The organism is Janthinobacterium sp. J1-1, from assembly GCF_030944405.1.
Taxonomy (GTDB): domain Bacteria; phylum Pseudomonadota; class Gammaproteobacteria; order Burkholderiales; family Burkholderiaceae_D; genus Janthinobacterium.
On sequence record NZ_CP132339.1, the window covers coordinates 4,439,622 to 4,461,327 of the forward strand.

At 67.2% G+C, this 21,706-nt stretch carries 17 protein-coding genes; 2 read left to right on the top strand and 15 right to left on the bottom strand.

What is annotated here, in order from left to right; translation table 11 throughout:
* Nucleotides 1-9: 9 nt before the first annotated feature.
* The 13 genes from Q8L25_RS20245 to Q8L25_RS20305 are packed head-to-tail and all read right to left on the bottom strand — an operon-like array spanning nt 10 to nt 16,870.
* Nucleotides 10-2,442, bottom strand: a complete 2,433-nt coding sequence (locus Q8L25_RS20245; RefSeq protein WP_308921089.1) for a glycosyltransferase — start codon at nt 2,440-2,442, stop codon at nt 10-12.
* Complete coding sequence (locus Q8L25_RS20250) at nt 2,439-3,686, bottom strand: TIGR04063 family PEP-CTERM/XrtA system glycosyltransferase (RefSeq protein WP_308921090.1); 1,248 nt, start codon at nt 3,684-3,686, stop codon at nt 2,439-2,441. The genes Q8L25_RS20245 and Q8L25_RS20250 overlap by 4 nt, the downstream gene beginning before the upstream one ends.
* A 38-nt stretch (nt 3,687-3,724) precedes the next feature.
* Complete coding sequence (locus Q8L25_RS20255) at nt 3,725-5,653, bottom strand: XrtA/PEP-CTERM system amidotransferase (RefSeq protein WP_308921091.1); 1,929 nt, start codon at nt 5,651-5,653, stop codon at nt 3,725-3,727.
* Nucleotides 5,654-5,663: 10 nt separating this feature from the next.
* Entirely contained in the window at nt 5,664-6,869 is a 1,206-nt protein-coding gene (locus tag Q8L25_RS20260; RefSeq protein ID WP_308921092.1) for a TIGR03088 family PEP-CTERM/XrtA system glycosyltransferase, read from the bottom strand.
* The gene (gene xrtA, locus Q8L25_RS20265) at nt 6,859-8,433 is read right to left on the bottom strand and encodes an exosortase A (RefSeq protein WP_308921093.1); all 1,575 of its coding nucleotides are present in this window, start codon (nt 8,431-8,433) and stop codon (nt 6,859-6,861) included. Before xrtA ends, Q8L25_RS20260 begins: the two co-directional genes overlap by 11 nt.
* On the bottom strand, nt 8,430-9,716 hold the full coding sequence (locus Q8L25_RS20270; RefSeq protein WP_308921094.1) for a TIGR03087 family PEP-CTERM/XrtA system glycosyltransferase: 1,287 nt from the start codon (nt 9,714-9,716) through the stop codon (nt 8,430-8,432). The genes xrtA and Q8L25_RS20270 overlap by 4 nt, the downstream gene beginning before the upstream one ends.
* 2 nt (nt 9,717-9,718) lie before the next feature.
* The gene (locus Q8L25_RS20275; protein WP_374694321.1) at nt 9,719-10,813 is read right to left on the bottom strand and encodes a FemAB family XrtA/PEP-CTERM system-associated protein; all 1,095 of its coding nucleotides are present in this window, start codon (nt 10,811-10,813) and stop codon (nt 9,719-9,721) included.
* Nucleotides 10,813-11,661, bottom strand: coding sequence for an XrtA system polysaccharide deacetylase (locus tag Q8L25_RS20280; RefSeq protein ID WP_308921096.1), 849 nt, complete (start codon nt 11,659-11,661; stop codon nt 10,813-10,815). The genes Q8L25_RS20275 and Q8L25_RS20280 overlap by 1 nt, the downstream gene beginning before the upstream one ends.
* Nucleotides 11,658-12,803, bottom strand: coding sequence for a non-hydrolyzing UDP-N-acetylglucosamine 2-epimerase (gene wecB, locus Q8L25_RS20285; protein ID WP_308921097.1), 1,146 nt, complete (start codon nt 12,801-12,803; stop codon nt 11,658-11,660). The genes Q8L25_RS20280 and wecB overlap by 4 nt, the downstream gene beginning before the upstream one ends.
* A gap of 9 nt (nt 12,804-12,812) precedes the next feature.
* Nucleotides 12,813-14,336, bottom strand: coding sequence for a TIGR03016 family PEP-CTERM system-associated outer membrane protein (locus tag Q8L25_RS20290; protein WP_308921098.1), 1,524 nt, complete (start codon nt 14,334-14,336; stop codon nt 12,813-12,815).
* Complete coding sequence (locus Q8L25_RS20295) at nt 14,320-15,162, bottom strand: XrtA-associated tyrosine autokinase (RefSeq protein WP_308921099.1); 843 nt, start codon at nt 15,160-15,162, stop codon at nt 14,320-14,322. The genes Q8L25_RS20290 and Q8L25_RS20295 overlap by 17 nt, the downstream gene beginning before the upstream one ends.
* Nucleotides 15,163-15,182: 20 nt before the next feature.
* Nucleotides 15,183-16,712 (bottom strand): XrtA system polysaccharide chain length determinant, encoded by a 1,530-nt coding sequence (locus tag Q8L25_RS20300; RefSeq protein ID WP_308921100.1) that lies wholly within the window; start codon nt 16,710-16,712, stop codon nt 15,183-15,185.
* Nucleotides 16,700-16,870 carry a hypothetical protein gene (locus Q8L25_RS20305; RefSeq protein ID WP_308921101.1) on the bottom strand — a complete coding sequence of 57 codons (171 nt, stop codon included), beginning with the start codon at nt 16,868-16,870 and terminating at the stop codon, nt 16,700-16,702. The genes Q8L25_RS20300 and Q8L25_RS20305 overlap by 13 nt, the downstream gene beginning before the upstream one ends.
* Nucleotides 16,871-16,926: 56 nt before the next feature.
* On the opposite strand from Q8L25_RS20305, the gene Q8L25_RS20310 reads away from it, so the two are divergent.
* Nucleotides 16,927-17,550 carry an XrtA/PEP-CTERM system exopolysaccharide export protein gene (locus tag Q8L25_RS20310; RefSeq protein WP_308921102.1) on the top strand — a complete coding sequence of 208 codons (624 nt, stop codon included), beginning with the start codon at nt 16,927-16,929 and terminating at the stop codon, nt 17,548-17,550.
* A gap of 196 nt (nt 17,551-17,746) precedes the next feature.
* A complete protein-coding gene (locus Q8L25_RS20315) occupies nt 17,747-18,493 on the top strand; it encodes a long-chain N-acyl amino acid synthase (RefSeq protein WP_308921103.1) in 747 nt (248 codons plus the stop codon).
* Here the strand turns inward: Q8L25_RS20315 and Q8L25_RS20320 are convergent.
* Nucleotides 18,462-19,265 carry a serine protease gene (locus Q8L25_RS20320; protein WP_308921104.1) on the bottom strand — a complete coding sequence of 268 codons (804 nt, stop codon included), beginning with the start codon at nt 19,263-19,265 and terminating at the stop codon, nt 18,462-18,464. The genes Q8L25_RS20315 and Q8L25_RS20320 overlap by 32 nt on opposite strands.
* Nucleotides 19,262-21,703 carry a hypothetical protein gene (locus Q8L25_RS20325; protein WP_308921105.1) on the bottom strand — a complete coding sequence of 814 codons (2,442 nt, stop codon included), beginning with the start codon at nt 21,701-21,703 and terminating at the stop codon, nt 19,262-19,264. The genes Q8L25_RS20320 and Q8L25_RS20325 overlap by 4 nt, the downstream gene beginning before the upstream one ends.
* Nucleotides 21,704-21,706: the final 3 nt, after the last annotated feature.

Here is a 21,706-nt window from a genome sequence, read left to right on the forward strand (position 1 = left end):
TAGAAAAAATCAGGTCACCTTGCTGACCACATAGCGGTATTTGCCCGAGGCCTCGGCGGCGATCTCGTCCACCTCGTCGGTATCGATCGCCACCTGCGCGCCCAGCCTGGCCTGGAAGCCGGCCACGATGAGCGCGCGGGTAGTCGCGTCCAGCAGTGGCAGGCACACCAGCAGCACGCGCGTGTGCAGCAGGCTTTCCTGGATGATCTTGAAGCCGCGCACCTGCGGCAGTTCGCGCAGGATGTATACCAGCGCCAGGCCATGCATCACGGTGCCGTCCGTGGCGGTGAGGAAATCCGTGCTGCGGCCCTCGATTTTCTGCAGCAGCGGCAAGCCGCGCCCGCAACCGCAGGGCGCCGTGCCCAGCGCGCCGATGTCGCCGGTGGCGTAGCGGATGAAGGGGTAGTCGCGCGTGGCCAGGTGGGTGACGACGATTTCGCCGAGGCTGCCCGGCGGCAGCGGCTGGCCGGCGGGATCGACGATTTCGACGATGATGTCTTCGGCCGTGATGTGCATGCCGCCATGCGGGCATTCGTGGGCGATAAAGCCGGCGTCGCGCCCGCCGTAGCCATTGGCCACCGGGCAGCCGAAGGCGGTGGCGATCTGCGCGCGCTGCTCGTCGTACAGGCGCTCGGAGGTGACGAAAGCGACTTTCACGCCCAGGCCGTCGAGCGGCACGCCGTGCGCGCCGGCATGGCTGGCGATGCGGCACAGCGCCGACGGGTAGCCGAACAGCATGCGCGGGCGCAGCCGCCGCAGCCGGTGGATGAAGCCGTCGACCCTGGCGGGCGACATGGCAAACGCCGGCAGCAGGGTGCTGCGCAGCAGCCAGTCGCGCAGGCGGCGCAGCCGGTCCTGGGCGTGCAGTTCGATGGGCGAGCCCCACAGCACCACCTCGCGCTCACCGATATCGACCCCCCACCAGCGCGTGGCGCGCCATTTGGCGGCGATATCGTGGCTGATGCGCTTGCGTCCCAGGAAAAACAGCAGCGGCTCGCCACTCGAGCCGCCGGTGGAGAACGGACGCAGGCCATCGGCGCGGTCGGACTTGAAGGCGTCGCGCGCGGCGCTGATATCGGCTTTGCGCAGCAGTGGCAGGCGCGCCAGGTCGCTCAGGCTGTGCACCTGGCGCGGATCGAAGCCGATGCGCTGGAACAGCGCGCCGTAATAAGGGACATGGGCACCCGCATGGCGCAGCAGTCGGCGCAGCCGCGCCAGGCGCCAGCGGTCCAGCTGCTGCGGCGTCCACCATTGCGAGCGCTCCATGCGGCGCAGCAGGCGCACGCTGTCGTGCCGCTTGAGCTTTTCGTGCAGCGGAAACAGCCAGTGCGCCACCAGGCGCGCATAGCCGGACGGACGCGGCGCGGCCAGGATGCGCCGGTACAGCGCCGCCAGCTGCGGCCCCACATGTGCCCAGTCGAACTGCGCCGCGTGCGCCAGGCCGTTGGCCGCCAGCCGGCTGGCCTGTTGCGGCTCGCGCAGCAGGGCAAGCATGGCCTGCGCCATGGCCGGCGCGTCGCCGGGCGACACCAGCAGGCCCGTCACGCCGTGCTGCAGCAAGGCCGGAATGCCGCCCACATTGGTGCTGACCACGGGCACGCCGCAGGCCAGCGCTTCGAGCACGGAAATCGGCATATTGTCGGCCAGGCTGGGATTGAGCACGAGCGTGCTGGCCTGGTACAGCGCCGGCATGGCGGCGTTGGCCACATGGCCGGCAAACGTCACCGCCTCCATCACCTTCAGGTCGATGGCCAGGGTTTCCAGCGCGGCGCGCTCGGGACCGTCGCCGGCCAGCACCAGGCGCGCGCCGGGAAACGCCTCGCGCACGATGGCAAACGCGCGCACGGCGCTGGCGTTGTCGTACAGCGCCTGCAGGTGGCGCGCCACCAGGATCACCGGGCCATCTTTGGTGCCCTGTCCGGCCGCTGGCGTGAACCGGCGCAGGTCGACCACATTGGGCACGATATGGGCCGCATGCCCCCCCTGTTCGAAGATCTGGCGCAGGAAGCGCGACGGCACGGCGATCGCGTCGGCGCGCAACAGGCTGGCATCGACCAGGCGCCGGTGGCGCGCAAAGAAGGCCGCCGCCTCGCCGCCACGGTAATTGAGCAGCACCGGTTTGCCGCACAGGCTGGCGAGCCACAGCGCCGGCGCGCCCTGCAAATGCCAGGACCAGCCCGAGTTGGCCATCACATGGAACAGGTCGACCGTGCGGCTGGCACGCCACAAGCGCCACAGGAAGATGGGCAGGCGCAGGGCCGCGCGCAGGTAGCGCACGCGCGCCAGCCATGGCGGCAGCACGCTGGCATTGACGGCCAGCAGCTCGACCTTGGCCCCTTCGGCGCGCAGCAGCGCCGCCAGTTGCGCCGCCTGGTTGGCCATGCCGCCGGCCGGCGGCGCCTGCGGGCCGACCAGCGCGATGCGCATGCCGGCGAGCATCATCGGGTGCGCTCCGCCGGCGGCCGCGCCATGCCGGCGAGCGTGCGTTGCGCCGTCAGGCGCCGGTAGACCTCGGCATAGCGCGCCACGCTGCCGGCCCAGCTGCGTTCGCGTTCCACATAGGCGCGTGCGCGGCGGCGCAGCAGCGGCCAGCTGGCTGGCTGGTCCAGCAAGGCCAGCACCGATTGCGCCAGCGCCTCGGCGTCGTTGGCGCGAAACAGCACGCCGGTCTGGCCATCCTTGATCAGTTCGCGGTGGCCGCCGACGTCGGAGGCGGCCACCAGCCGGCCCTGCGCCATCGCCTCCAGCGGCTTCAGGGGCGTGACCAGTTCCGTCAGGCGCATCGGCAGGCGCGGATAGACCAGCACGTCGATCAGCTGATAATACTGCGCCACCAGTGCGTGCGGCACGCGCCCGGCGAACACCACCTGGCCGGCGATGCCCAGCTCGACGGCCAGCGCGCGCAACTGCGCGTCCTGCGGGCCGCCGCCGGCCAGCAGCAGGCGCAGTGCAGGCGCCGCGGCCAGCATGCGCGGCATGGCGCGCAGCAGCAGCGCCAGGCCTTCATAGGCGTAGAACGAGCCGATAAAGCCGATCACGGGGTGGCCGGCCAGTCCCATGGCGCGTGCCAGGCCAGGCTGCATGGGCACCGCATCCAAGGCGGCGACATCGACGGCGTTGGGAATCACGGTGATTTTATCGGGTGGCAGGCCGCGTGCGCACAAGTCCTGGCGCAAGCCTTCGCAGATGGTGGTGATGGCGTCGGCGCGGCGCAGCGCGTGGTTTTCCAGCATGCGCGTCAGGCGGTAGCGCAGGCCGCCGGGCCGGCTGCTGCCATGGTCGGCGGCCGCGTCTTCCCAGAAGGCGCGCACTTCGTAGACCACCGGGATACCGAGGGTGCGCCCGACACCGAGCGCGGCGATGGCGTTCAGGGCCGGCGAATGCGCATGGAGAATGTCGGGTTTCAGCTGCAGCGCAAGCTGGCGCAGGCGGCGCGCCAGGCCCCGGATCACGCTCCACTGGCGCAGCACGGGCAGGCGCGCCCACCATTGCCGGCCGGGCGCGGTGCGGTAAAAGTGCCAGCCGTCGGCGACCTGGTCCATGGCGTCGGACGGGCCCTGTTTGGCGCCGGTCAGGTGCAGGGTTTCCCAGCCCAGCGCGCGCTGCTGGGCCAGGATGGCCACGGTACGGAAGGTGTAACCGCTGTGCAGCGGCAGCGAGTGGTCGAGGATGTGCAGGATGCGCATGGCCGGTTCCGTATCAGCAATGGTGGCGGTGGCGGGAGTCAGGCGGTGGCCAGTTCCCGCGCCGTGGCGGCGGGCAGCGGCACTACCTGGCGCAAAAAGGACTCGAACATCAGCAGCGACCACAGCGGTGCGCTATGGTCGCGCCGGCCCGCGCCGTGCTGGTCGATCAGCTGATCGATATAGTCCATGTCGAACAGGCCGCATTGCGCCATCACGGGGCTGGTCAGGCGCTGGCGCAGGCGCTCGCGCAGCGGCCCGCGCAGCCAGGCGGCCAGCGGCACGGAAAAGCCCATCTTCTGGCGATACAGCAATTCGTCGGGCAGCAGCGGCCGCAGCGCCTTTTTCAGCAGGTATTTGCCGGTGCCGCCGCGCAGTTTCAGCTGCGGCGGCAGGCCCGACATCCAGGCCACCAGTTCATGGTCGAGCAAGGGCGAGCGCACTTCCAGCGCGTGGGCCATGCTGGCGCGGTCGACCTTGGTCAGTATGTCGCCCGGCAGATAGGTTTTCAGGTCCAGGTACTGCACTTGCGACAGCGGGTCCTGCGCCGGACTGGCCAGGGCGTGGCGGCGCAGCACGTCGACCGCGCGGTAGCCTTGCAGGCTGCGCCGCAGTTCGGGGCTGAACAGGCGCGCGCGCATGGCGTCGCCGAGGATGCTGACGCTGTGAAAATAGGCATCGGTGGTGTCGCGCGCCAGCCCTTCGAAGGTGGTCTTGGCGCGCAGGAAGCGCGGCGCCCAGTCGGCCTTCGGGTAAAGCCGGCCCAGGGTGCCGAACAGCGAACGGCGCAGCCCCTGCGGCAGCATGGCGCGCATTTTTTCTTCGCGCGCATGCAGGTTGTAGCGCCGGTAGCCGGCCAGGCTTTCGTCGCCGCCGTCGCCCGACAGCGCCACCGTGACGCGCCGGCGCGCCAGCTGGCAAACGCGGTAGGTGGGCATGGCCGAACTGTCGGCGAACGGTTCGTCGTACAGCGTGGCCAGCAGGTCGATCAGTTCGAAATCGTCGGACTCGACCTGCTGCGCGTGGTGCAAGGTGCCATAGCGGCGCGCCACCATGCTGGCGTATTGCGCTTCATTGTAGGCGGGGTCGCCGAACGAGATCGAGCAGGTATTGACGGGCGACGCGCTTGAGCCGGCCATCATCGCCACCACCGCGCTCGAATCGACGCCGCCCGACAAAAACGCGCCCAGCGGCACCTCGGCCACCATGCGGATGCGCACCGCTTCGCGCAGGCGCGCCAGCAGTTCGTCCGCCGCCTGCGCTTCGCTGGTTGGTGCATGCGGCACGAAGGGCACGTCCCAGTACTGGCACGGCGCCGGCAGCGGCTGGCCGGCGCGGATGCACAGGGTGTGGCCCGGCGGCAGCTTGTGCGCATGGCGAAAGATGCTGCGCGGCTCGGGCACATAGCCGTAGGCAAAATAGTCTTCCACCGCCAGCGGATCGAGCTCGCGCGGCATGGCCGGGTGCGCCAGCAGCGCCTTCAGTTCGGAGCCGAAGGCCAGCGTGCCGTCGGTCAGCTCGCCATAATACAGCGGCTTGACGCCGAGCCGGTCGCGCGCCAGGAACAGCAGGTGGCGCCGGCGGTCCCACAGGGCAAAGGCGAACATGCCGCGCAGGCGCTGCACGCATTGCTCGCCCCATTGTTCCCAGGCGTGCACGATCACTTCCGTGTCGCTGCTGGTGCGGAACTGATGGCCGAAATGGCGCAGTTCGGCCATCAGGGCACGGTAATTGTAGATTTCGCCATTGAAGACGATGGCCACGCTGCGGTCAGCATTGAACAGCGGCTGCTGGCCGCTGGCCAGGTCGATCACGGACAGGCGCCGGTGACCCAGGCCCAGGCCCGGCTCGCGGTGCATGCCGTCCTCGTCCGGCCCGCGGTGGCGCAGGCTGTGGGTCAGGCGCGCCAGCAGCTTTGCTTCGATGTCGCGCTGGCCCTGCAGATCAAAGATGCCGACGATGCCGCACATGGAGGTCCTTTCAGGGATAAGTGGAAAGCGGGGAGGGCGCTTCGGCGCCCGTCAATCGGTCATACACGGCCAGGTAGGCGCCGGCCATGGCGGCAAGGCTGTGTTCGGCCAGCACCTGGCGCCGTCCGCGCGCGCCGTGGCGCACACCCAGTTCGGGCGCGCGGTAGTAGTCAAACAGCGCGGCGGCCAGCAGCTCGGGCGAACGCGGCGGCACCAGCGCGCCGCTCCAGCCCGGCTGCACCAGTTCCGCATTGCCGCCCACGTGGGTGGCCACCACGGGCAAGCCGGTCGCCATCGCTTCCAGGATGGTGTTGGAACTGCCCTCGGCCAGCGACGGCAGCACGAACACATCCATGGCGCGCAGCAATGGCGCCACGTCGTCGCGCGTGCCGGGCAGCCAGGCCTGATGCTGCGCGCCGGCCTGCGCCAGCAGATCCAGGCAGGGTTGGCGGCAGGGACCATCGCCGACGATCATCAGACGCAGGCGCGCGCGTTCGTACCGGTCCAGTTTTTCCAGCAGCAAAAGAAAGGCGCGCACCAGCGACAATTGGTCTTTCACGGCCGCCATGCGCCCCACGCTGCCGATCACATACGCGCCATGGCACAGGAAGCCGGGTGGCCCCACCACGGCCGGCGGACCGAGGCGCGGATGAAACTGCACGCTGTCGACGCCGTTGCCGATATGGCTGACCCTGTCGGGCGGCGCGCCGATGGCCTGCACCAGCCACTGGCCCAGGTCGGCGCTGACGGCGATGAAATGCTGGATCAGCGGCCGCATCAGCTTGCGCAGCAGCCGGTATTTGCGCTTGGCGCCTTGCGGGTCATCGATGTCGCGCCCGTGTTCGCCATGCACGCGCAGGCGCACGCCGGCGATGGCCGCCAGCAGCTGCGCCTCGATGCAGCAGAGGTTGCGCGTGTGCACCAGGCTGGGACGCAATTGCCGCAGCAGCCGGTACAGGCGAAGATAATGCCCCGGATCCTTGCCTTCGCGCTTGTCCAGGCTGATGATCTCGACCCCGGGCGCGCTCAGGCGCTGGCGAAACACCGTGGCGTTTTTCATGCAAACGATGGCGTGCCGGTAGCGCCCGGGCGGCATATGATTGATCAGATTGACCAGGCCGTTTTCCAGGCCGCCCACGTCGAGCTGGTGGATGACATGCACGATCAGCGGCGGCGCGCCGGCCGCGCTGCTGCTGTCGGGCGGATCAAGGCGCATGCGGCACCCCCTGCAAGGCCTGTTCGATACCGGGCAGCGCCGCCTGCAGGAATGCCTGCAGCCGGGCGCGCGGTGGCGGCGCCAGTTCATCGTAGGCGCTTGAGACCATGATGTCGGCGCCATCCTGGCGCATGCCCAGCAGCTTGCCCCTGGCCAGCAGCAGCTTGACCAGCGCCGGACTGGCCGTCAGCACGCCGCCCTGCTGGTAGCTGCGCCAGACCAGCACCCGCTCGCCACCATGCGCCAGCACCGTTTCGCGTACCTGCAAGGTGCGTCCCGGCAGGCGCAAGCTGCGCGTCTGCTGTCCCAACGGCAGCCAGCGCGCGCCGAACGGCGTGACTTGGTGCGTCAGCAGTTCGGCATGGCGCGCCTGGTGCGCATACCAGGCCAGTTGCAGGCTCACTTCGGAAGGGCCTTGCCGATAGGTGGCGTGCAGGCGCAGCGGCGCGCCCGCCAGGGTGGCGCTCCAGTCAGGCGCACTGGCATGCACCAGGCGCAAGCCGGGCGGCGCCTGCAGCGCCAGTTGCGTGGTCTGGCGCTCCGGTGGCGGCGCTTCCTCGCTGCGCCAGGCCAGCGCCGGCCAGGCGGCCGCGATCACGATGCAGGCGGCCGCTGCCTTGACGGCTGCCCGCAGGGCGCCGTGCGGCGGCGGCATTGCCTGGTTGGTGGCCAAGGTCAGTGCCGGCATGCGGTCGCGCCAGCGGCTGGCGAGCAGCAACAGCAACAGCATCACCAGGCCGAAAAACAGCCAGCCATACACCAGGTGATCGACACCGACGGCCAGGCGCATGTCGCTGTGGTGGCCCAGCATGACGATCAGCCAGGCGCGCACGCCGTTGGCCAGGATCGGCACCAGCAGCGCGCAGGCCAACACGGCCAGGCGCCGGCGCGTGCTGCGAAAGTGCAGGTGGGCAAACAGCGCACCGAGGGCCAGCGAGGCGATCACATAGCGCAGCCCGCTGCAGGCTTCGACCACCGACCAGTTGCCGCTAGGCAGGGAAAAATAATTGCCGTCCCTGAATACCGGCACGCCCGACAAGTGCAGCGCGCCGACCGTGAAACCGGCCGTAAAGTCGATCAGGGGTGGCAAAAACACTTCGCCGAAGGGCACGGCCAGGAACAGGTAGCTCAGTGGAAACGCCAGCAAGCGCAGGGCGGGCCAGCCCAGGATGGCCAGCACGGAAGCGGGCAGCATGGCGGTGGCCGCATATTGCTCGGCTACCTGCACGTAGGCCAGATCGGCCAGCAGCCACACGACACCCAGCACGAACAGCAGCAGCACGCCCGCCATCGATGGGCGCGGCGGCAGGGCGACCAGGCGCGCGCGCTGACGCCATGCCAGCCACAGGCTGATCGGCACGATCAAAAAACCATGGGCGAAGGTCTGCGAGCGCGACCAGACCTCCAGCATGCCCCAGAAAGTGGCGTGGTATAACAGCACGATGGTGGCCATGGCCAGCAGCAGGAGCGGCACGCCATGGCTGGGCGCGGCGGGCGCCGGCACCGGCGGCATCGGCTGTGGTGACGGCATGCTGGCCGCGACGGTGGGCGAGGCCAGCGTCATGGCGCTTCCGATTCTTGCACCGGCCGCAGGCTGGCGGTAGCGCCGGGTGTGCCTTGCTGCACGGGGTGCGGCTTGAGGTCGAGCATGGCGCCCAAGGCCTGCAAATTGCTTTCCCATTGATAATCTTGCAAGATCATCTGGCGCGCGCAAGCGCCCATATCCACGCTTGCGCCTGGCTGGGCGGCGGCGCGCAGCACGCGCGCCGCATGGTGAATGAACTCGGCCTCGTCACGCGCGAGCAGCAGTTCCAGCCCGGGCTGGGCGGCGATGCCTTCGAGCGCCTGCGGCGACGCCAGGACGATTTTGCCCATCGCCATCGCCTCCAGGACCTTGTTCTGCACCCCGCGCGCAATGCGCAGCGGCGCCACCGCCAGGGTGGCGCCCGCCAGATAGGGGCGGATATCGTCCACCGCGCCGGTGACGGTCACGCCGGCAACCTTGGCCAGGACCTGTACGCGCGGCGCCGGCCGGCTGCCGACAATATAAAAGAGCAGTTGCGGAAACTGGCGCCGCAGGGCCGGCCACACATGGCGCACGAACCACTGCACGGCGTCGATATTCGGCCAGTAATCCATGGCGCCCGTGAATACCAGTACTTGGGTGCCGGGCGGATACGGATCGGCGGCACACGCGCCGGGTGCAAAGTAGACGCTGTCGACGCCGTTATTGAAGTGGCGCGTCTTGCGCCGCGCCATCGGGGCGCACAGGCGGAACAGGGCCGCTTCGGCTTCCGAGACAAAACTGGCGGCGGCAAACTGCTGCGCGATATGGCGCTCATACTGCAGCAGCTGCTGCGACTCGCGCCGGTACAACTGCGACAAGGGCCACGGTTTGCTGTCGCCATACTGGCGCCATTTGTCGGAATCGACATCGACAAAGTCGATCACGCGGTGCAGATGGCGTGCGCCGCTGCCGTCGATGTACTGCGCCATGGGGCCGGAAAACGCCAGCGCATGGCGTACCTTGCCGCTCGCCAGCAGGCCGTCCACCCATGCCAGCAGGCGCTCGTCGCGGTAGTACTGCACGCTCATGGCCTGGCGCGACAGCAGGGCCTGCACGGCGCGCCAGCGGGCCGCCGTCAAACGCAAGTCGACAAAGCGCGTGCTGGCGCACAGGGCGGCCACCTGGCGCGTGTATTGCCAGTCGGCTTCATCGTCGATAAAGCAGCCCAGGTGCACGCGGAAATGCCGGCTCAGGTATTGCAACATATGCCAGGAACGTATCTTGTCGCCCTTGTTGGGCGGATACGGCAGTCGGTGCGTGATAAAGAGCAGTTCGCGCATGGCTAGCCCAACTGCCGCACAAGATGCGGCCCCAGCAGGTTGGCCAGCGGCAGCGGCAGGCGGCGCCAGGCGCGGATGAACAGCGCGTATTTCGGGTTGAGCGGATTCACGTCGGGCAGTGCGGCCGAGCGGATCAGCTTGTAGGCATAGGGCAGCGACTGCGGCGCAAAGCCCCAGTTTTTCTTGAAATCAAAGGCGCCCGTGCCCAGCTTGCTGCGGCCGAAATCGAACTGGCGCACGCCGCGCGCGCCGGCGCGCCGCATCAGTTCCCAGTACATGAAATCGTTGGCGCCGCTGCTGCGCGCCAGCACGCTGCCGGCGCCATAATATGGCAGCACTTCGCCGCGAAAATAAAAAGACAGCACGCTGGCCTGCGCCTGCTGGCCCTGACAGACGGTGAGGATGTCGCAATCGTCGCCGAACACCGTGCGCAGCAGGGCAAAGTGGCGGCGCGCGAATACGGGCGTGCCCAGGCGGTGCACGCTGGCCGCATACAGGGGGAAGAATCGCTCGAGATCGTGGTCGACGGCGCTGTGCAGGCCGGCGGCGATGGCCTTGCGCAAGACGGCGCGCTGCTTGCGCGGGATCGCCAGCAGGTTTTGCTCGTCATCGGCCAGCAGGGTCTTGCGGAAGGTGGCGTACAGCGGCTTGCCTTGCCAGCCGTCGGGAATGTCGCCCTCGCGCTGGCGGTACTCCAGGTGGCCTACCTCCAGTTCGCGCGCCAGGTGCTGGGCCCGGGCATCCAGTGCGCGCCTGGCCTGCGGGTCGACTGCGGCAATGCCGCCGTACACGCAGAAGGGCAGGGAGACGAGCGCCTTGCCGCACAGCAGGCCGCGCAGGTGCACCAGCGGCAGCACGCCCAGGATGCGGCCGTTCTGCTCGGCATACAGGAAATGGCTGGCGTGGCCCAAGCCTTGCTCCATGATGGTTTGCCAGCCGGCGCGGTGAAAAAAGGTGGCGTCGGGGCAGCTGTGCACGAAGGCGTCCCAGCGCCCATGGTCTTGCGGCAGCAGCGTGCGGATCGTGATCGCGCTGCTGCGCTGGGCGGCGGCAATCACGTCCGCCGCGCTGTCGGTAAAGTGGCGCGCCTCATGCATCATGTGCCCTCAAGAAAAATGCGGTCCATGCGGTCCCAGGCAAAATCGCTCGTCAGGCGTGCCAGCCGCGCCTCCATCCGCGCCAGGTTCAGGTAGTGGCGAAAACGGGTCTTCCAGCCCGGCCCAAGCGGCCGCGGTTGCCCCGGATCGAGCTCCCAAGGGTGAAAATAGAATATGCCAGCCTGGCCATCGCGCGAATTGATGCGGCGCAAAAGCCAGCGCGACAATGGATAGGGCAGCAGGCGAAAGTAGCCGCCGCCGCCGGCCGGATAATTGCGGCTGCCCAGGCGCACCGTGCTGACCGGCAATTCCAGCACGCCCTGCGCGCCGCGCGGACGCCAGGCGAAGCGCGGTGCGTCGGGCATGCCGTAATGGTCGTGGCGGATCGGGTAGATGCTGGAACTGTAGCGGTAGCCCGCTTCACACAGCACATCGAAGGCCCACAGATTGGCCGCGCCGATGGAAAAGCTGGGGGCGCGGTAGCCCAGCACCGCCTGGCCCGTCAGTTGTTCGAGGATGCTCTTGCTGAGCACCACATCGTGCAGGAATTCGATGCGCGACTGTTGCGAGGCGCGCAGGTGGGCATGGCCGTGGCTGGCCACTTCATGGCCGGCGGCGGCCACGCGGCGCAGCATGGCGGGATAGCGTTCGGCGATCCAGCCCAGGGTAAAGAAGGTGGCGTGGATGCCCTTGTCGTCCAGCAGCAGCAGGATGCGCTCGACGTTGGCCTCGACCCGGCACTCCAGGCGCGGCCAGTCGGCGCGGGCGATGTGGGGCGCAAAGGCCGAGACCTGAAAATAATCCTCGACGTCGATGGTCAGCGCGTTGCGCACGGTAGTCGGGTTCATGGCGCAAGCCGGGCGGATAGCCATTGCGCGGTGGCGCTGGCGATGCGCTCGGCGGCATGGCCGTCCCAGTATGGCGGAATGCGCCCGCGCTTGCCACCCGTGCGCAGCACCTGGCGCGCCAGCGACAGGATGGCGGCCGGGTCGGTGCCGGCGATGACATTGGTCCCTTCGTCGACGGTGACGGGGCGCTCGGTGTTGTCGCGCAAGGTCAGGCAGGGCACGCCCAGCGCCGTGGTTTCTTCCTGGATGCCGCCCGAATCGGTCAGCACCAGGCGCGCGCCCTGCATCAGGCCCAGCATTTCCAGGTAGCCCAGCGGCGGCAGCAGCACGACGGCATGCTCGCGCAGCAGCCGCTCCAGGCCGGTTTTTTCCAGCATCCCGCGGGTACGCGGATGGACGGGAAACAACAGCGGCAGCTGCGCCGACAGGCTGCACATGGCCTCCATCAGCGCGGCCAGGCGCGCGCCATCGTCGACGTTCGATGGCCGGTGCAAGGTCAACAGGCCATACGCGGGCGGGTAGTCGTGGCCGTGGGCCTGCAGGCTGATGCGCGGCGGCACGGCGTCGGGCAACTGGCGCAGCAGGCTGTCGATCATCACATTGCCGGCAAAATGGATGCGCTCCTCGGCGATGCCTTCGCGCAGCAAATTGGCGCGCGCCCCCGCTTCGCTGGTAAACAGCAGCGCCGACAATTGATCGGTCAGCACGCGGTTGATTTCTTCCGGCATGGCGCGGTCGCCGCTGCGCAAGCCCGCCTCGACATGGATCACCGGCGTGCCCAGCTTGGCCGCCACCAGCGCGCAGGCCAGGGTGGAATTGACGTCGCCCACCACCAGCACGGCGTGCGGAGCCAGGTCGAGATGCACGGTTTCATAACGGCGCATGATCTCGGCCGTCTGATGCGCGTGGCTGCCCGAGCCGACCTCGAGGTTGATGTCGGGCGCGCGCAGGCCCAGGTCGGCAAAGACCTGCGCGTTCATGGCCGTATCGTAATGTTGGCCGGTATGCACCAGGCTGATACGCACCTGTGGCGCCACTGTTGCAAACGCCGCCAGGATAGGCGCCATTTTCATCAGATTGGGCCGCGCGGCAACGATGCACAGCAGATGCGGCCGTGCGGATGGCAGGACAGGGTCAAGCATGGGACCTCCTTAGAATCGCATGGTGAGCGTGGCGCTGACGCCGTTTTCGCGAAAATCTCCGCCGCGGTTGCTGCGGTGCTGGGTGCGGCGCAGGTCGACCGCCGCCGTCATGTTCGACCGCAGCACACGGCTGTAGCCGGCCGTGAACGTGATATTGTCGTCGCGTCGCGGCACGCTGAGCGAGCGCGCGCTGGCGTAGCCGGCCTGCACGTTGACGCTGCCGCGCGAGGAGGAACGCCAGCTCCAGCCGGCGCTGGCGCCCAGCTGGCGCGTGCGGTCCGACGTGCTCAGGTCGATATCGGGCAGCAAACCGCTGTCGACCCCGCTATTCGTCTGCGCCGTGCGGTCGACGGCCGACACGCCCAGTATCAGGGTGCTTTTCGGGGTGGCGCGCACCATGTTCAGTTTCAGCTGTTTTTGCAGGTAGTAGCGGTGGCTGAAGTAGTTCAGGCCGCCCAGCTGCGGATCTTGCGCCTGGGCGTAGCGCAGGAAAGCATCGATGCGCAGCCGTCGGTCCTGGGCGTTGGGAAAGATGCCGCGCCACAGCTGGTCCAGCAGGCTGGCCGCGTCGTTGTCGCCCAGGCGCAGGAATTGCGCCGGCATGGTGGTGATGTCTTCGCTGTATTGCAGCGACCAGTTGTTGTGGCGCTGCAGGAAGCGCGCGTCCAGGCTGTAGGTCTGGCCGAAGAAGCGCCGGCCCGTGCTGAAAGCGACGCTGGTGCGCGAGGACGGCGTCCACACGCCGCCCACCGACCAGAAACGGCCTTGCGGATTGCGCCCGTCGCTGGCCTCGTAGCCTTCCTTTTCCGTGCCGACGCTGGCCGTGCCCGACCAGGTACGGCTGAACGGGTAGCGCAGGCCGACGCTGGCGCGCTCCTTGCGTTGCGGCGGCAGCACGCTGTCCTCGGTGCGGCGCACGTCATAGCTGGCGTTCCAGGTCCAGCCCCGTCCGCGCGGTTCGCCACCGAGCAGCAATTGCAGCTCGTCGCTGTGGGTCGACAGCAGATTGTTTTCGCTCGACACATCGGCGCGCGTATAGCGTGCATCAAAGGTGCCCAGGCCGCGAAAACGGTGGCGCAGATAGGGGCTGACGACGGTGGCGCGCACGGTGCTCTGGTTGCTGCTGTCGGGCAGGGCATCGATCACGGGCGCGCCGAACGGCGACACGTTCTGCCGGCTGATGCTGGCGTGCCCGTCCAGGTAAAACCAGTCACGCACCAGTTCGGAATTGGCGCCGGCCTGCAGTTGCACGGTGTCGGAGTCGGCGCGCTGGTGCGACAAAAACTTGCGCCAGCTGGCGTCGAGGTGGACCTGCAGGCGCGGACCTGTGGCGATCACGGCGATGGCGGGCGCGATTTCGGTGATGAAGTCGGATTTCTCCTGGCCCGGCGGCGCCAGCAGCGCGTTGTCGGTATAGCTTTCACGCAGGCGCAGCGAGGGCGCCACCAGCCAGTCCAGGGCCGCCGCCGGGGGCGCAACCAATAGCAGCAGCCACGGCGCCAGCGCGCTGGCCGGGCTAATCGTAATAGCCATAACCGTAGTATTCGTTGCCGGGAAAACCCTTGGTCTTGTTATAGATCAGGTTGATGTGTTCGCACGATTCGATCTGGCGCAAGGCTTCCTTGACCGCATGCTGGGTGGTGGTTTCCGCTTCGACCACCATCACCACCTGGCCCATCTGTCCCACCAGCGCATGGGCTTCGCTGGTGATCAGCAGCGGCGGCGAGTCGAACACGACGATGCGGTCCGCATAGCGGCTGGCGATTTCACTGAGCATGCGGCTCATGGCGCGGCTGGCCAGCAGTTCCGTGGCGTGCTTGTTGCTGCGCCCGGCCGGCAAGATGCTGAGGGTGGCGACATTGGTTTTCAGGATCACGTCGGCCATTTCCAGGCGCTCGTCGAGCAGCACGTCCATCAGCCCGGGTTCGGGCGGCAGCCCCAGCACTTTCAGCACCGACGGGCGCGCCACGTCGGCGTCGACCAGCAGCACCGTCATGTCCATTTCCATGGCAATGCTCATGGCCAGGTTGACGGCGCAATAGGTCTTGCCTTCGCCCGGCATGGCGCTGGTGACGACGATCAGGTTGCCGTGGCGGATGGCGTCGGCGCCGGTGGCGCGCGCGTTGCGCAGCAGCGGGCGCTTGATGATGCGGAAATCCTCGGCCACCGAGGTGCGCCCGCCGTCGTGGGTGACCATGCCCTGGGCCTGCAGCCTGGCCAGGTTCAGCGCGCGGTAGTTGGGCGAGGCCGGGGTGGTGTCACCTCCGGTGCCGTCCACCTCGTAAGGCGTGGCGGCCTCGGCCACTTCCAGCGGGGCGCCGGCGTCGGCTTGCCGTGCGTCGTCTGCATTGGTATCCATCGTGTCTCCCGTGCCAGCATCTAGAATTTGAGCAAGGCGGCGGCGACCACGCCGCCGTACAGCATGAACAGGCTGCCCAGGCAGGCGCTGAAGGCATAGCGGGCGCGGCGCTGGCGCGCCTGCTGCTGCTCGGTCCAGTTCATCGCCACCGTGCCCAAGACGCTCAAGCCGGTGGCGTCGCGCAATTCGGCCGGGCTGAGGAAGGTCGGCCGGATCTGGCTGATCAACAGGGCGGCGGCCACGCCGGCCACCAGTGCCGCCGCCAGCGCCACGCTGAACAGCAGCGGCCGGTTCGGGCCGACCGGCGACAGCGGCACCGTGGGCGGATCGATGATCTTGAAGGCCATCATGTCGGTGGTGGAGCTCAGTTCTCCCGACAGCTTGGCCGCCTCGCGCCGGCCGATCAGCTTTTCATAGTTTTCCTTGTTGATCACGTAATCGCGGTTCAATTGCGCCAGTTGCGATTCCACTTCGGGCACGGCATTGCTGTGCGCCAGCAGCCGTTCGTTGCGGAGCGTGTATTCCGCCACCCGTGCCTTGATGGCGGCCACCTTGGCGTCCGCTTCGGTCAGCGCCACTTTCAGCTGCTGCAGCATGGGGCTGTAGTTCTTGCCGGGGTCGCTCGTGGCCGAACGCAGCTTGCTTTCCGCTATCTTGCGTTCTTCCAGTTGGGCCACCAGGCGCTTCGAGGCGACGATGTCGGGATGCAATTCCGTGTACTGCATGCGCAGGCTGTCGAGGTTTTTATTGATGGTGGCGATGCGTTCGTCGAGCTCGGGATTGCTGATGCCCGCCGCGCTCGGTTCCAGGTCCAGCACCGGCTCGTCGCCCTCGATCTGGCTCAGGATGGCCTTGCGCGACTGTTCCGCTTCCAGCAGTTCCAGCTTGGCGTTGTTGAGGCTGTCGGACATCTGCAACAGCTGGCCGCCGTAGTCGATACCCTGGCGCGGCAACAGCATGCTGTTGCGAATCTTGAAATCCTTCATCAGGTTTTCCGCCGCGCTCAGCTTGTCTTCATAGTTCTTGATCTGTTCGTCGATGAACTGCACCGCCTTTTGCGAATCGCCTTTCTTGCCCTGGAAACTGCCCTCCACAAAGATGGTCAGCAGGCTTTGCACCACGTCGCGCGTCACTTTCGGTTGCGGGCCGCCATAGCTGATGGTGTAGATATCAAAGGCATTGGTGCCGCTGATCTTGATGTTGCGCATCAGGTCGTCAAGCTGGGCTTCATGTTCGCGCACGGTGCGCGAGTCCAGGTCCAGGTCCACCATGCGCATCACCCGTTCGACATTCGGGCGGCTGAGCAGGGTGCGGCTCATGATGGCCACTTGCTGTTCCGTATTGGGCACGCTGGTCATGCCGGCCATCAGGGGCTTGAGGATGGTTTGCGTATCGACAAACACGCGTGCCGAGGTCTGGTAGTTGTCCGGCAGGCTGATCACCTTGATAAAACCGGCAATTGCCACCAGCCAGGCCACCAGCACCGCATGCCAGCGGTACTTCCAGATGCCTTTCAGGGCCGAGAGCACTTGCTGTATCAAATCCTCCATGTCGCTTCCTTCAGGTTACGGTGCAGGGCGTGGATAGGCGAAAACGGCGTATTTTCTTGTCGAGTGAACAAAGTATAGGGCGCTGCCGCCACAAAATTTCTCAAGATGATTGCTTCTTGATACTCCTCAAGAATCACCAGCCCGCTTTTACTAATCATGGGAGGTTCCCGGCCCAGCCGGGCTTTGCAGCGCCGTCTCTTTTGAAGGAAACAGCATGAACCTGTTACGCCGCGCCCTGATCACCCGCGTCCTGGCCTGCGCCAGCGCCACCGTGTTGCTGGCCGGCTGCCGCACGCAGCACGCGCTGGCGCCGGCCGAAGACAGCGCCCCGCTGCACGACTACCTGATCGGACCGGGCGACTCCGTCAATATCCTGGTCTGGCGCAATCCCGAAGTGTCGCTGACGGTGGCGGTGCGGCCCGATGGCAAGATCACCACGCCGCTGGTGGAGGACCTGATGGCCAGCGGCAAGACCTCGACCCAGCTGGCGCGCGATATCGAGCAGGCGCTGGGCAAGTTCATCCAGCAGCCGGTGGTGACCGTGATCGTCACCAATTTTGCCGGACCGTATGCGGAACAGATCCGCGTGATCGGCGCGGCGGCCAAGCCGCAGGCGCTGCCTTACCGCCAGGGCATGTCGCTGATGGATGTGCTGATCACCGTCGGCGGCATTACTGACTTTGCGGCCGGCAACAAGGCCAGCGTGATACGCATGCGCGAGGGGGCGCAGCAGCAGCTGCGCGTGCGGCTCGATGACTTGTTGCGCGATGGCGATATTTCCGCCAACATCATGATGCGGCCCGGCGATGTGCTGCTGATACCCGAGAGTTTCTTTTAAACTTGCCGCCTATCAAAAGTACATTTTTATTTGCCATCGCATATAAAAAAGCAAATTTATATTTGTATTTAGTCACTGAATATGTAAATTCTTCTGATTTTTCTAGCGATTGCGGGAACTTCTTCAGTTCAGGTCTTGTCACATGGCATTGGCATCAGTTCGTCTCAGGGCGAACCGCCACCACAGCGAGGACAAGATGAGCTTTGAAGATGAACCCATAATTTCCTTTGACAGCCCGGTCGGTTTCAGCGACATGGTGGTGGGCGAAGGCAAGATCGATCCGGCCATGGAGCATGAAATCGACCTGCAGCGCTTTCATATCCGCATGGCCAATTCGCGTGGCCGGCGCGAGGCCGCCAGCCTGCTGATCCGCAAGATGTATGGCTGGCGCGGCTACGCGGTCGATCCCGGCATTGCCCACGCGCTCAATAAAATCACGCTGTTTGCCGAAACAGCCGGCGATACGGTCGGCACCATGACCCTCTGCCTCGACAACGAGGAAACCGGGCTGCCCGCCGACGACAATTTCCGCGACAAGCTCGACGTCCTGCGCGAACAGGGCCGGCGCCTGTGCGAGCCATCGCGCCTGGCGATCGACAAGGGCGTCAGCAAGCGCGTGTTTGCCGCGCTGATCCATATCTCGTATATCTACGCCCACAATATCCACCGCTTTACCGATTACGTGATCGAAGTCAACCCGCGCCACGTGGTGTTCTACAAGCGCATGCTGGGCTTCAAGGACTTCGGCGGCGAGCGGGAATGTACGCGCGTGGGCGCGCCGGCCGTGCTGCTGCGGCTGGACCTGGCCTATATGGGCGAGCAGATCCGCAAGTACGGCGGCCTGATGGAGCAACACGGTGGCGAGCGCTCGTTTTATCCCTTTTTTTTTCCTACATGGGATGAGCCTGGCATTACCGAGCGCCTGCGGCAGGGGCGGAACTGAGCGCATTGTTTTTCAATAGCAGCGCTTGCATGTGGCGGCCCGGGATGGCGTAGGTGATGCCGCTGGGCACGGTCACGGCCGCCTCCTTCAGGCCCTTGACGTAGACCATGTTGACGATGCCGTACACCAGGCCGGTCTGCGGATCGAACAGGGGGCTGCCGCTGCTGCCCGGATAGGCCGTCGCGTCCAGCTGGAACACCGTGTATGGCGCTTTTTGCAGCTGCGCCAGCCGTTTCGGGTCCAGCCGCAGCGCGTTGGCGCTGGGTATTACCACGGGCGTGAGCGCCGACACCGTGGCGCGGTGGGTCACATGGTGCAGACCCAGCAGGGTGCCGAGCGGAAAGCCTGTGAATGCCATGGCCTGGCCTTCGCGCACCTCGGCCGCGTCGCCCAGTTGCAGGGCCGGCAAGGGCGTGCCGGACAGGCGCAGCAGGGCCAGGTCGTGTTCGGCGTCGAGCGCCTGCACGGTGGCGGCGCGAAATTGCGCGACCTCGCCCTGGCCCGTCAGGATGCCGATGGTCTCGCCGGGATTGGCGGCCAGCAGCTTTTCGATCACATGCGCGCAGGTCAGCACGCTCAGGCCGTCACCGGTGGCAAAGCCGGTGCCGATGAACTGGATGGCCGGCGTGCGCGTCTTCTGATGGCTGCCGATGCCGACAATCGCCGGCTTGACGCGCGCGATCACCTGTTCCAGCGATTGCGCCTGGAGCTGGGCGCGGGCGGCAGGCAAGCCACATGGCAATAACAGGCACAACAGCAGCAAGGTTTTCATCGCGGCGGCCTTTCACTATCAGGAACAGGGGAGATGGATGGCCGCAGCAGCGCGCACAGCAGCAGCATGTAGAACAGCAGGGCGATGCGCGGCACGTCGAGCAGGCTGTCGAACACGCCGATCGCCATGAAGCCGGCCAGCCCGGCCAGCATGGCGGCCGCGCCATCGGCGCCGGGTCCCGCCTGCGCCGCGCGCCGTACCAGGTTCGCGCAGGCCAGCACAAACAGGCCCAGCATGGAAAGCAGGCCGAACAGGCCGGATTCGACATGCAGGTGCAGCCACAGGTTCTTGATATGCCAGGGCAGGTGGTGGTGGTCGCTGCTGAAGAACCAGTAATCATTCGCCTTGCTGAAGCTGCCGTTGGCCAGCAGTTCCTCGCCGTCCGGCGCGCGCAGGCTGAGGTTGTCGACGTCGATGACTGCGGGATCGGCCTGGCCGCCGGCGGCCAGTTCCAGCTGCACCGGCGCACGCAGCAGCCAGGAACCGCCGCCCAGGCGGGCGCTGTCGATGGTCATCTGGTAATGTTGCCACTGCGGTTGCCACTGCGGTTGCCACTGCGGTGAAGCCGGCGTGGGCGGCAACAGGCGCAAGGGCGCGTGCACGCAGTATTGCGCATACAGCAGTTGCCGCTGGCACAGCTTCAGTTGCAGCACCGGCATGGGGCCGTGGCGGCGCACGTCGAGCGCCAGCGCGTAGCGGGTGTCGGGCCGCACGCTCACGCGCTGCAACAGGCGCAGCAGTTCGCCATAGCCGGCGCGGTAGCCGGGACTGGCCAGGCGCAGATAACGGTTACCTGCCTCTGCCTCGTCGGCATAGGCCAGGCGGGCCGGCACGTCGCCCACGGTGTTGCGCCAGAAATAACTGGCCGGAAAGGTACCGGTGCCCATGCCGAAGACCGTGCTGGCCCAGTCGGCCGGCATCATCGCCAGGACGCCGCGCCAGTGGCGCAGCCGGCCTTGCCAGTCGCCGGCGGTGGTGGCGAAGCGTTCGTTGGCGTAATAGCTGGCCGAGACGGGAATCGCCAGCATCAGCATCACCGCCGCCGAGGCGGCCACGCCGAGGCTGGCGCGCCCCGTGCGCCACAAGGGCGGGCGCAACCGGCTGTTCAGCAACAGCAGGGCAGCGAGCAGCAGCACCAGCGCGGCCGGCCGCAAGGCGATGGGGCCGGCCCAGTGCCAGCCTATCCAGGCCGTATTGCACGCCATCATGCTCAAAGCCATGATGGCCAGCGGCAGCCACTGCCGCCACAGGCTACACGCCAACAGCAAACTCGACAGCAGGAACAGCGCATACGGCGCCTTCAGCAGGCCGTGGGCCGGGTCGTTTGGCCACAGCGCCGCCAGGCTGGCCTGCAGTGCCAGCGCGCACAGCACGCTGGCCGGCACCAGGCGCCAGGGCAAGGCGTGCGTGGCCAGCACAAAGGCGCCAAGCAGCAGCACGATGGCCGCCAGCAAGCCACGGTAGCCAGCGGCCTGGAACATCAGCACCAGCAATGCCGCCGCGCCCACGCTCAGCAGCAAGCCGGCACTGGCGCGGCGCGCCGACCAGCGCTGCCGAGCATGCCGGCCATGCGCCAGTTGCCAGCAAGCCAGGCCGGTGATGGCGGCCACCGGCAGGGCCGCATACAGGGCGCGCGAAAAAGTGGCCATGGCCGCATGCAGTGCCAGTCCCAGCAGCAGCAAGGCGGCGATGGCTGGCCGGCGGGAGCGGGCGCGGGCCAGCCACAGCGCCGCAAACGGCAAGGACAGGGCCAGATAGCCGTCGAGCGCCGCGCCGCCCGTGTGCATGGCGGAAAACGGCGCCGTGATGCGGTAGTCGCTGGACAGATTGAATACGCCGGGAAACACCGCCCGCTCCCACAGCGCGCACAGCGCGACCAGGCCCAGGCCGCACAGCATGCCGGGCAGCGCCAGGCGGCGCAAGCCGTCATTGGCGGCATCGCGCAGCAGCAGCGGCAGCAACAGCATGGCCCAGCACCAGGCCTTGCCCAGGCGCAGGCTGTTATAGGGACTCAGGTAATTGTTCCAGGCATTCAAGGCGTCAGGCGGCAGTTGCACGGAAAACACGCCGCGCAGCAGGGCCGCCAGCGCCGCCGCGCTGACCAGGGCCAGCCACAGGCGCGCGCCCGGCGCCAGCGCCAGCCGCGTGGCGCCGGTGCGCCAGCGCCAATAGCCGCAAGTCACGGTCAGCAACAGCAGCAAATCGATTTCTTCGAAAAAAAACCAGCCGGTCCATGGCGCCAGGTCCAGCACCGGCAACAGCGCGGGCAGGCAGAACAGCCACACCGCGGGGCGCCAGCACAGCAGCAGGAAGTAGATCGGCAACAAGGCGTACAACAGCCAGACGGGCCAGCCGTGGCCCAGCGGATATGGACCCAGCGCCGCCAGGCAGGCCAGGCCGGCGGCCAGGGCCAGCAGCCGCGCGGCGATCATGGCCATCGG

Coding starts and splice junctions, on each gene's coding strand:
- Q8L25_RS20290 (WP_308921098.1), bottom strand. CDS start 14,336: ATGGCTATTACGATTAGCCCGGCCAGCGCGCTGGCGCCGTGGCTGCTG.
- Q8L25_RS20275 (WP_374694321.1), bottom strand. CDS start 10,813: ATGCATGAGGCGCGCCACTTTACCGACAGCGCGGCGGACGTGATTGCC.
- Q8L25_RS20325 (WP_308921105.1), bottom strand. CDS start 21,703: ATGGCCATGATCGCCGCGCGGCTGCTGGCCCTGGCCGCCGGCCTGGCC.
- Q8L25_RS20255 (WP_308921091.1), bottom strand. CDS start 5,653: ATGTGCGGCATCGTCGGCATCTTTGATCTGCAGGGCCAGCGCGACATC.
- Q8L25_RS20295 (WP_308921099.1), bottom strand. CDS start 15,162: ATGGATACCAATGCAGACGACGCACGGCAAGCCGACGCCGGCGCCCCG.
- Q8L25_RS20310 (WP_308921102.1), top strand. CDS start 16,927: ATGAACCTGTTACGCCGCGCCCTGATCACCCGCGTCCTGGCCTGCGCC.
- Q8L25_RS20260 (WP_308921092.1), bottom strand. CDS start 6,869: ATGCGCCTTGATCCGCCCGACAGCAGCAGCGCGGCCGGCGCGCCGCCG.
- Q8L25_RS20320 (WP_308921104.1), bottom strand. CDS start 19,265: ATGAAAACCTTGCTGCTGTTGTGCCTGTTATTGCCATGTGGCTTGCCT.
- Q8L25_RS20315 (WP_308921103.1), top strand. CDS start 17,747: ATGAGCTTTGAAGATGAACCCATAATTTCCTTTGACAGCCCGGTCGGT.
- Q8L25_RS20280 (WP_308921096.1), bottom strand. CDS start 11,661: ATGAACCCGACTACCGTGCGCAACGCGCTGACCATCGACGTCGAGGAT.
- xrtA (WP_308921093.1), bottom strand. CDS start 8,433: ATGACGCTGGCCTCGCCCACCGTCGCGGCCAGCATGCCGTCACCACAG.
- wecB (WP_308921097.1), bottom strand. CDS start 12,803: ATGCTTGACCCTGTCCTGCCATCCGCACGGCCGCATCTGCTGTGCATC.
- Q8L25_RS20270 (WP_308921094.1), bottom strand. CDS start 9,716: ATGCGCGAACTGCTCTTTATCACGCACCGACTGCCGTATCCGCCCAAC.
- Q8L25_RS20250 (WP_308921090.1), bottom strand. CDS start 3,686: ATGCGCATCCTGCACATCCTCGACCACTCGCTGCCGCTGCACAGCGGT.
- Q8L25_RS20305 (WP_308921101.1), bottom strand. CDS start 16,870: ATGATTAGTAAAAGCGGGCTGGTGATTCTTGAGGAGTATCAAGAAGCA.
- Q8L25_RS20300 (WP_308921100.1), bottom strand. CDS start 16,712: ATGGAGGATTTGATACAGCAAGTGCTCTCGGCCCTGAAAGGCATCTGG.
- Q8L25_RS20245 (WP_308921089.1), bottom strand. CDS start 2,442: ATGATGCTCGCCGGCATGCGCATCGCGCTGGTCGGCCCGCAGGCGCCG.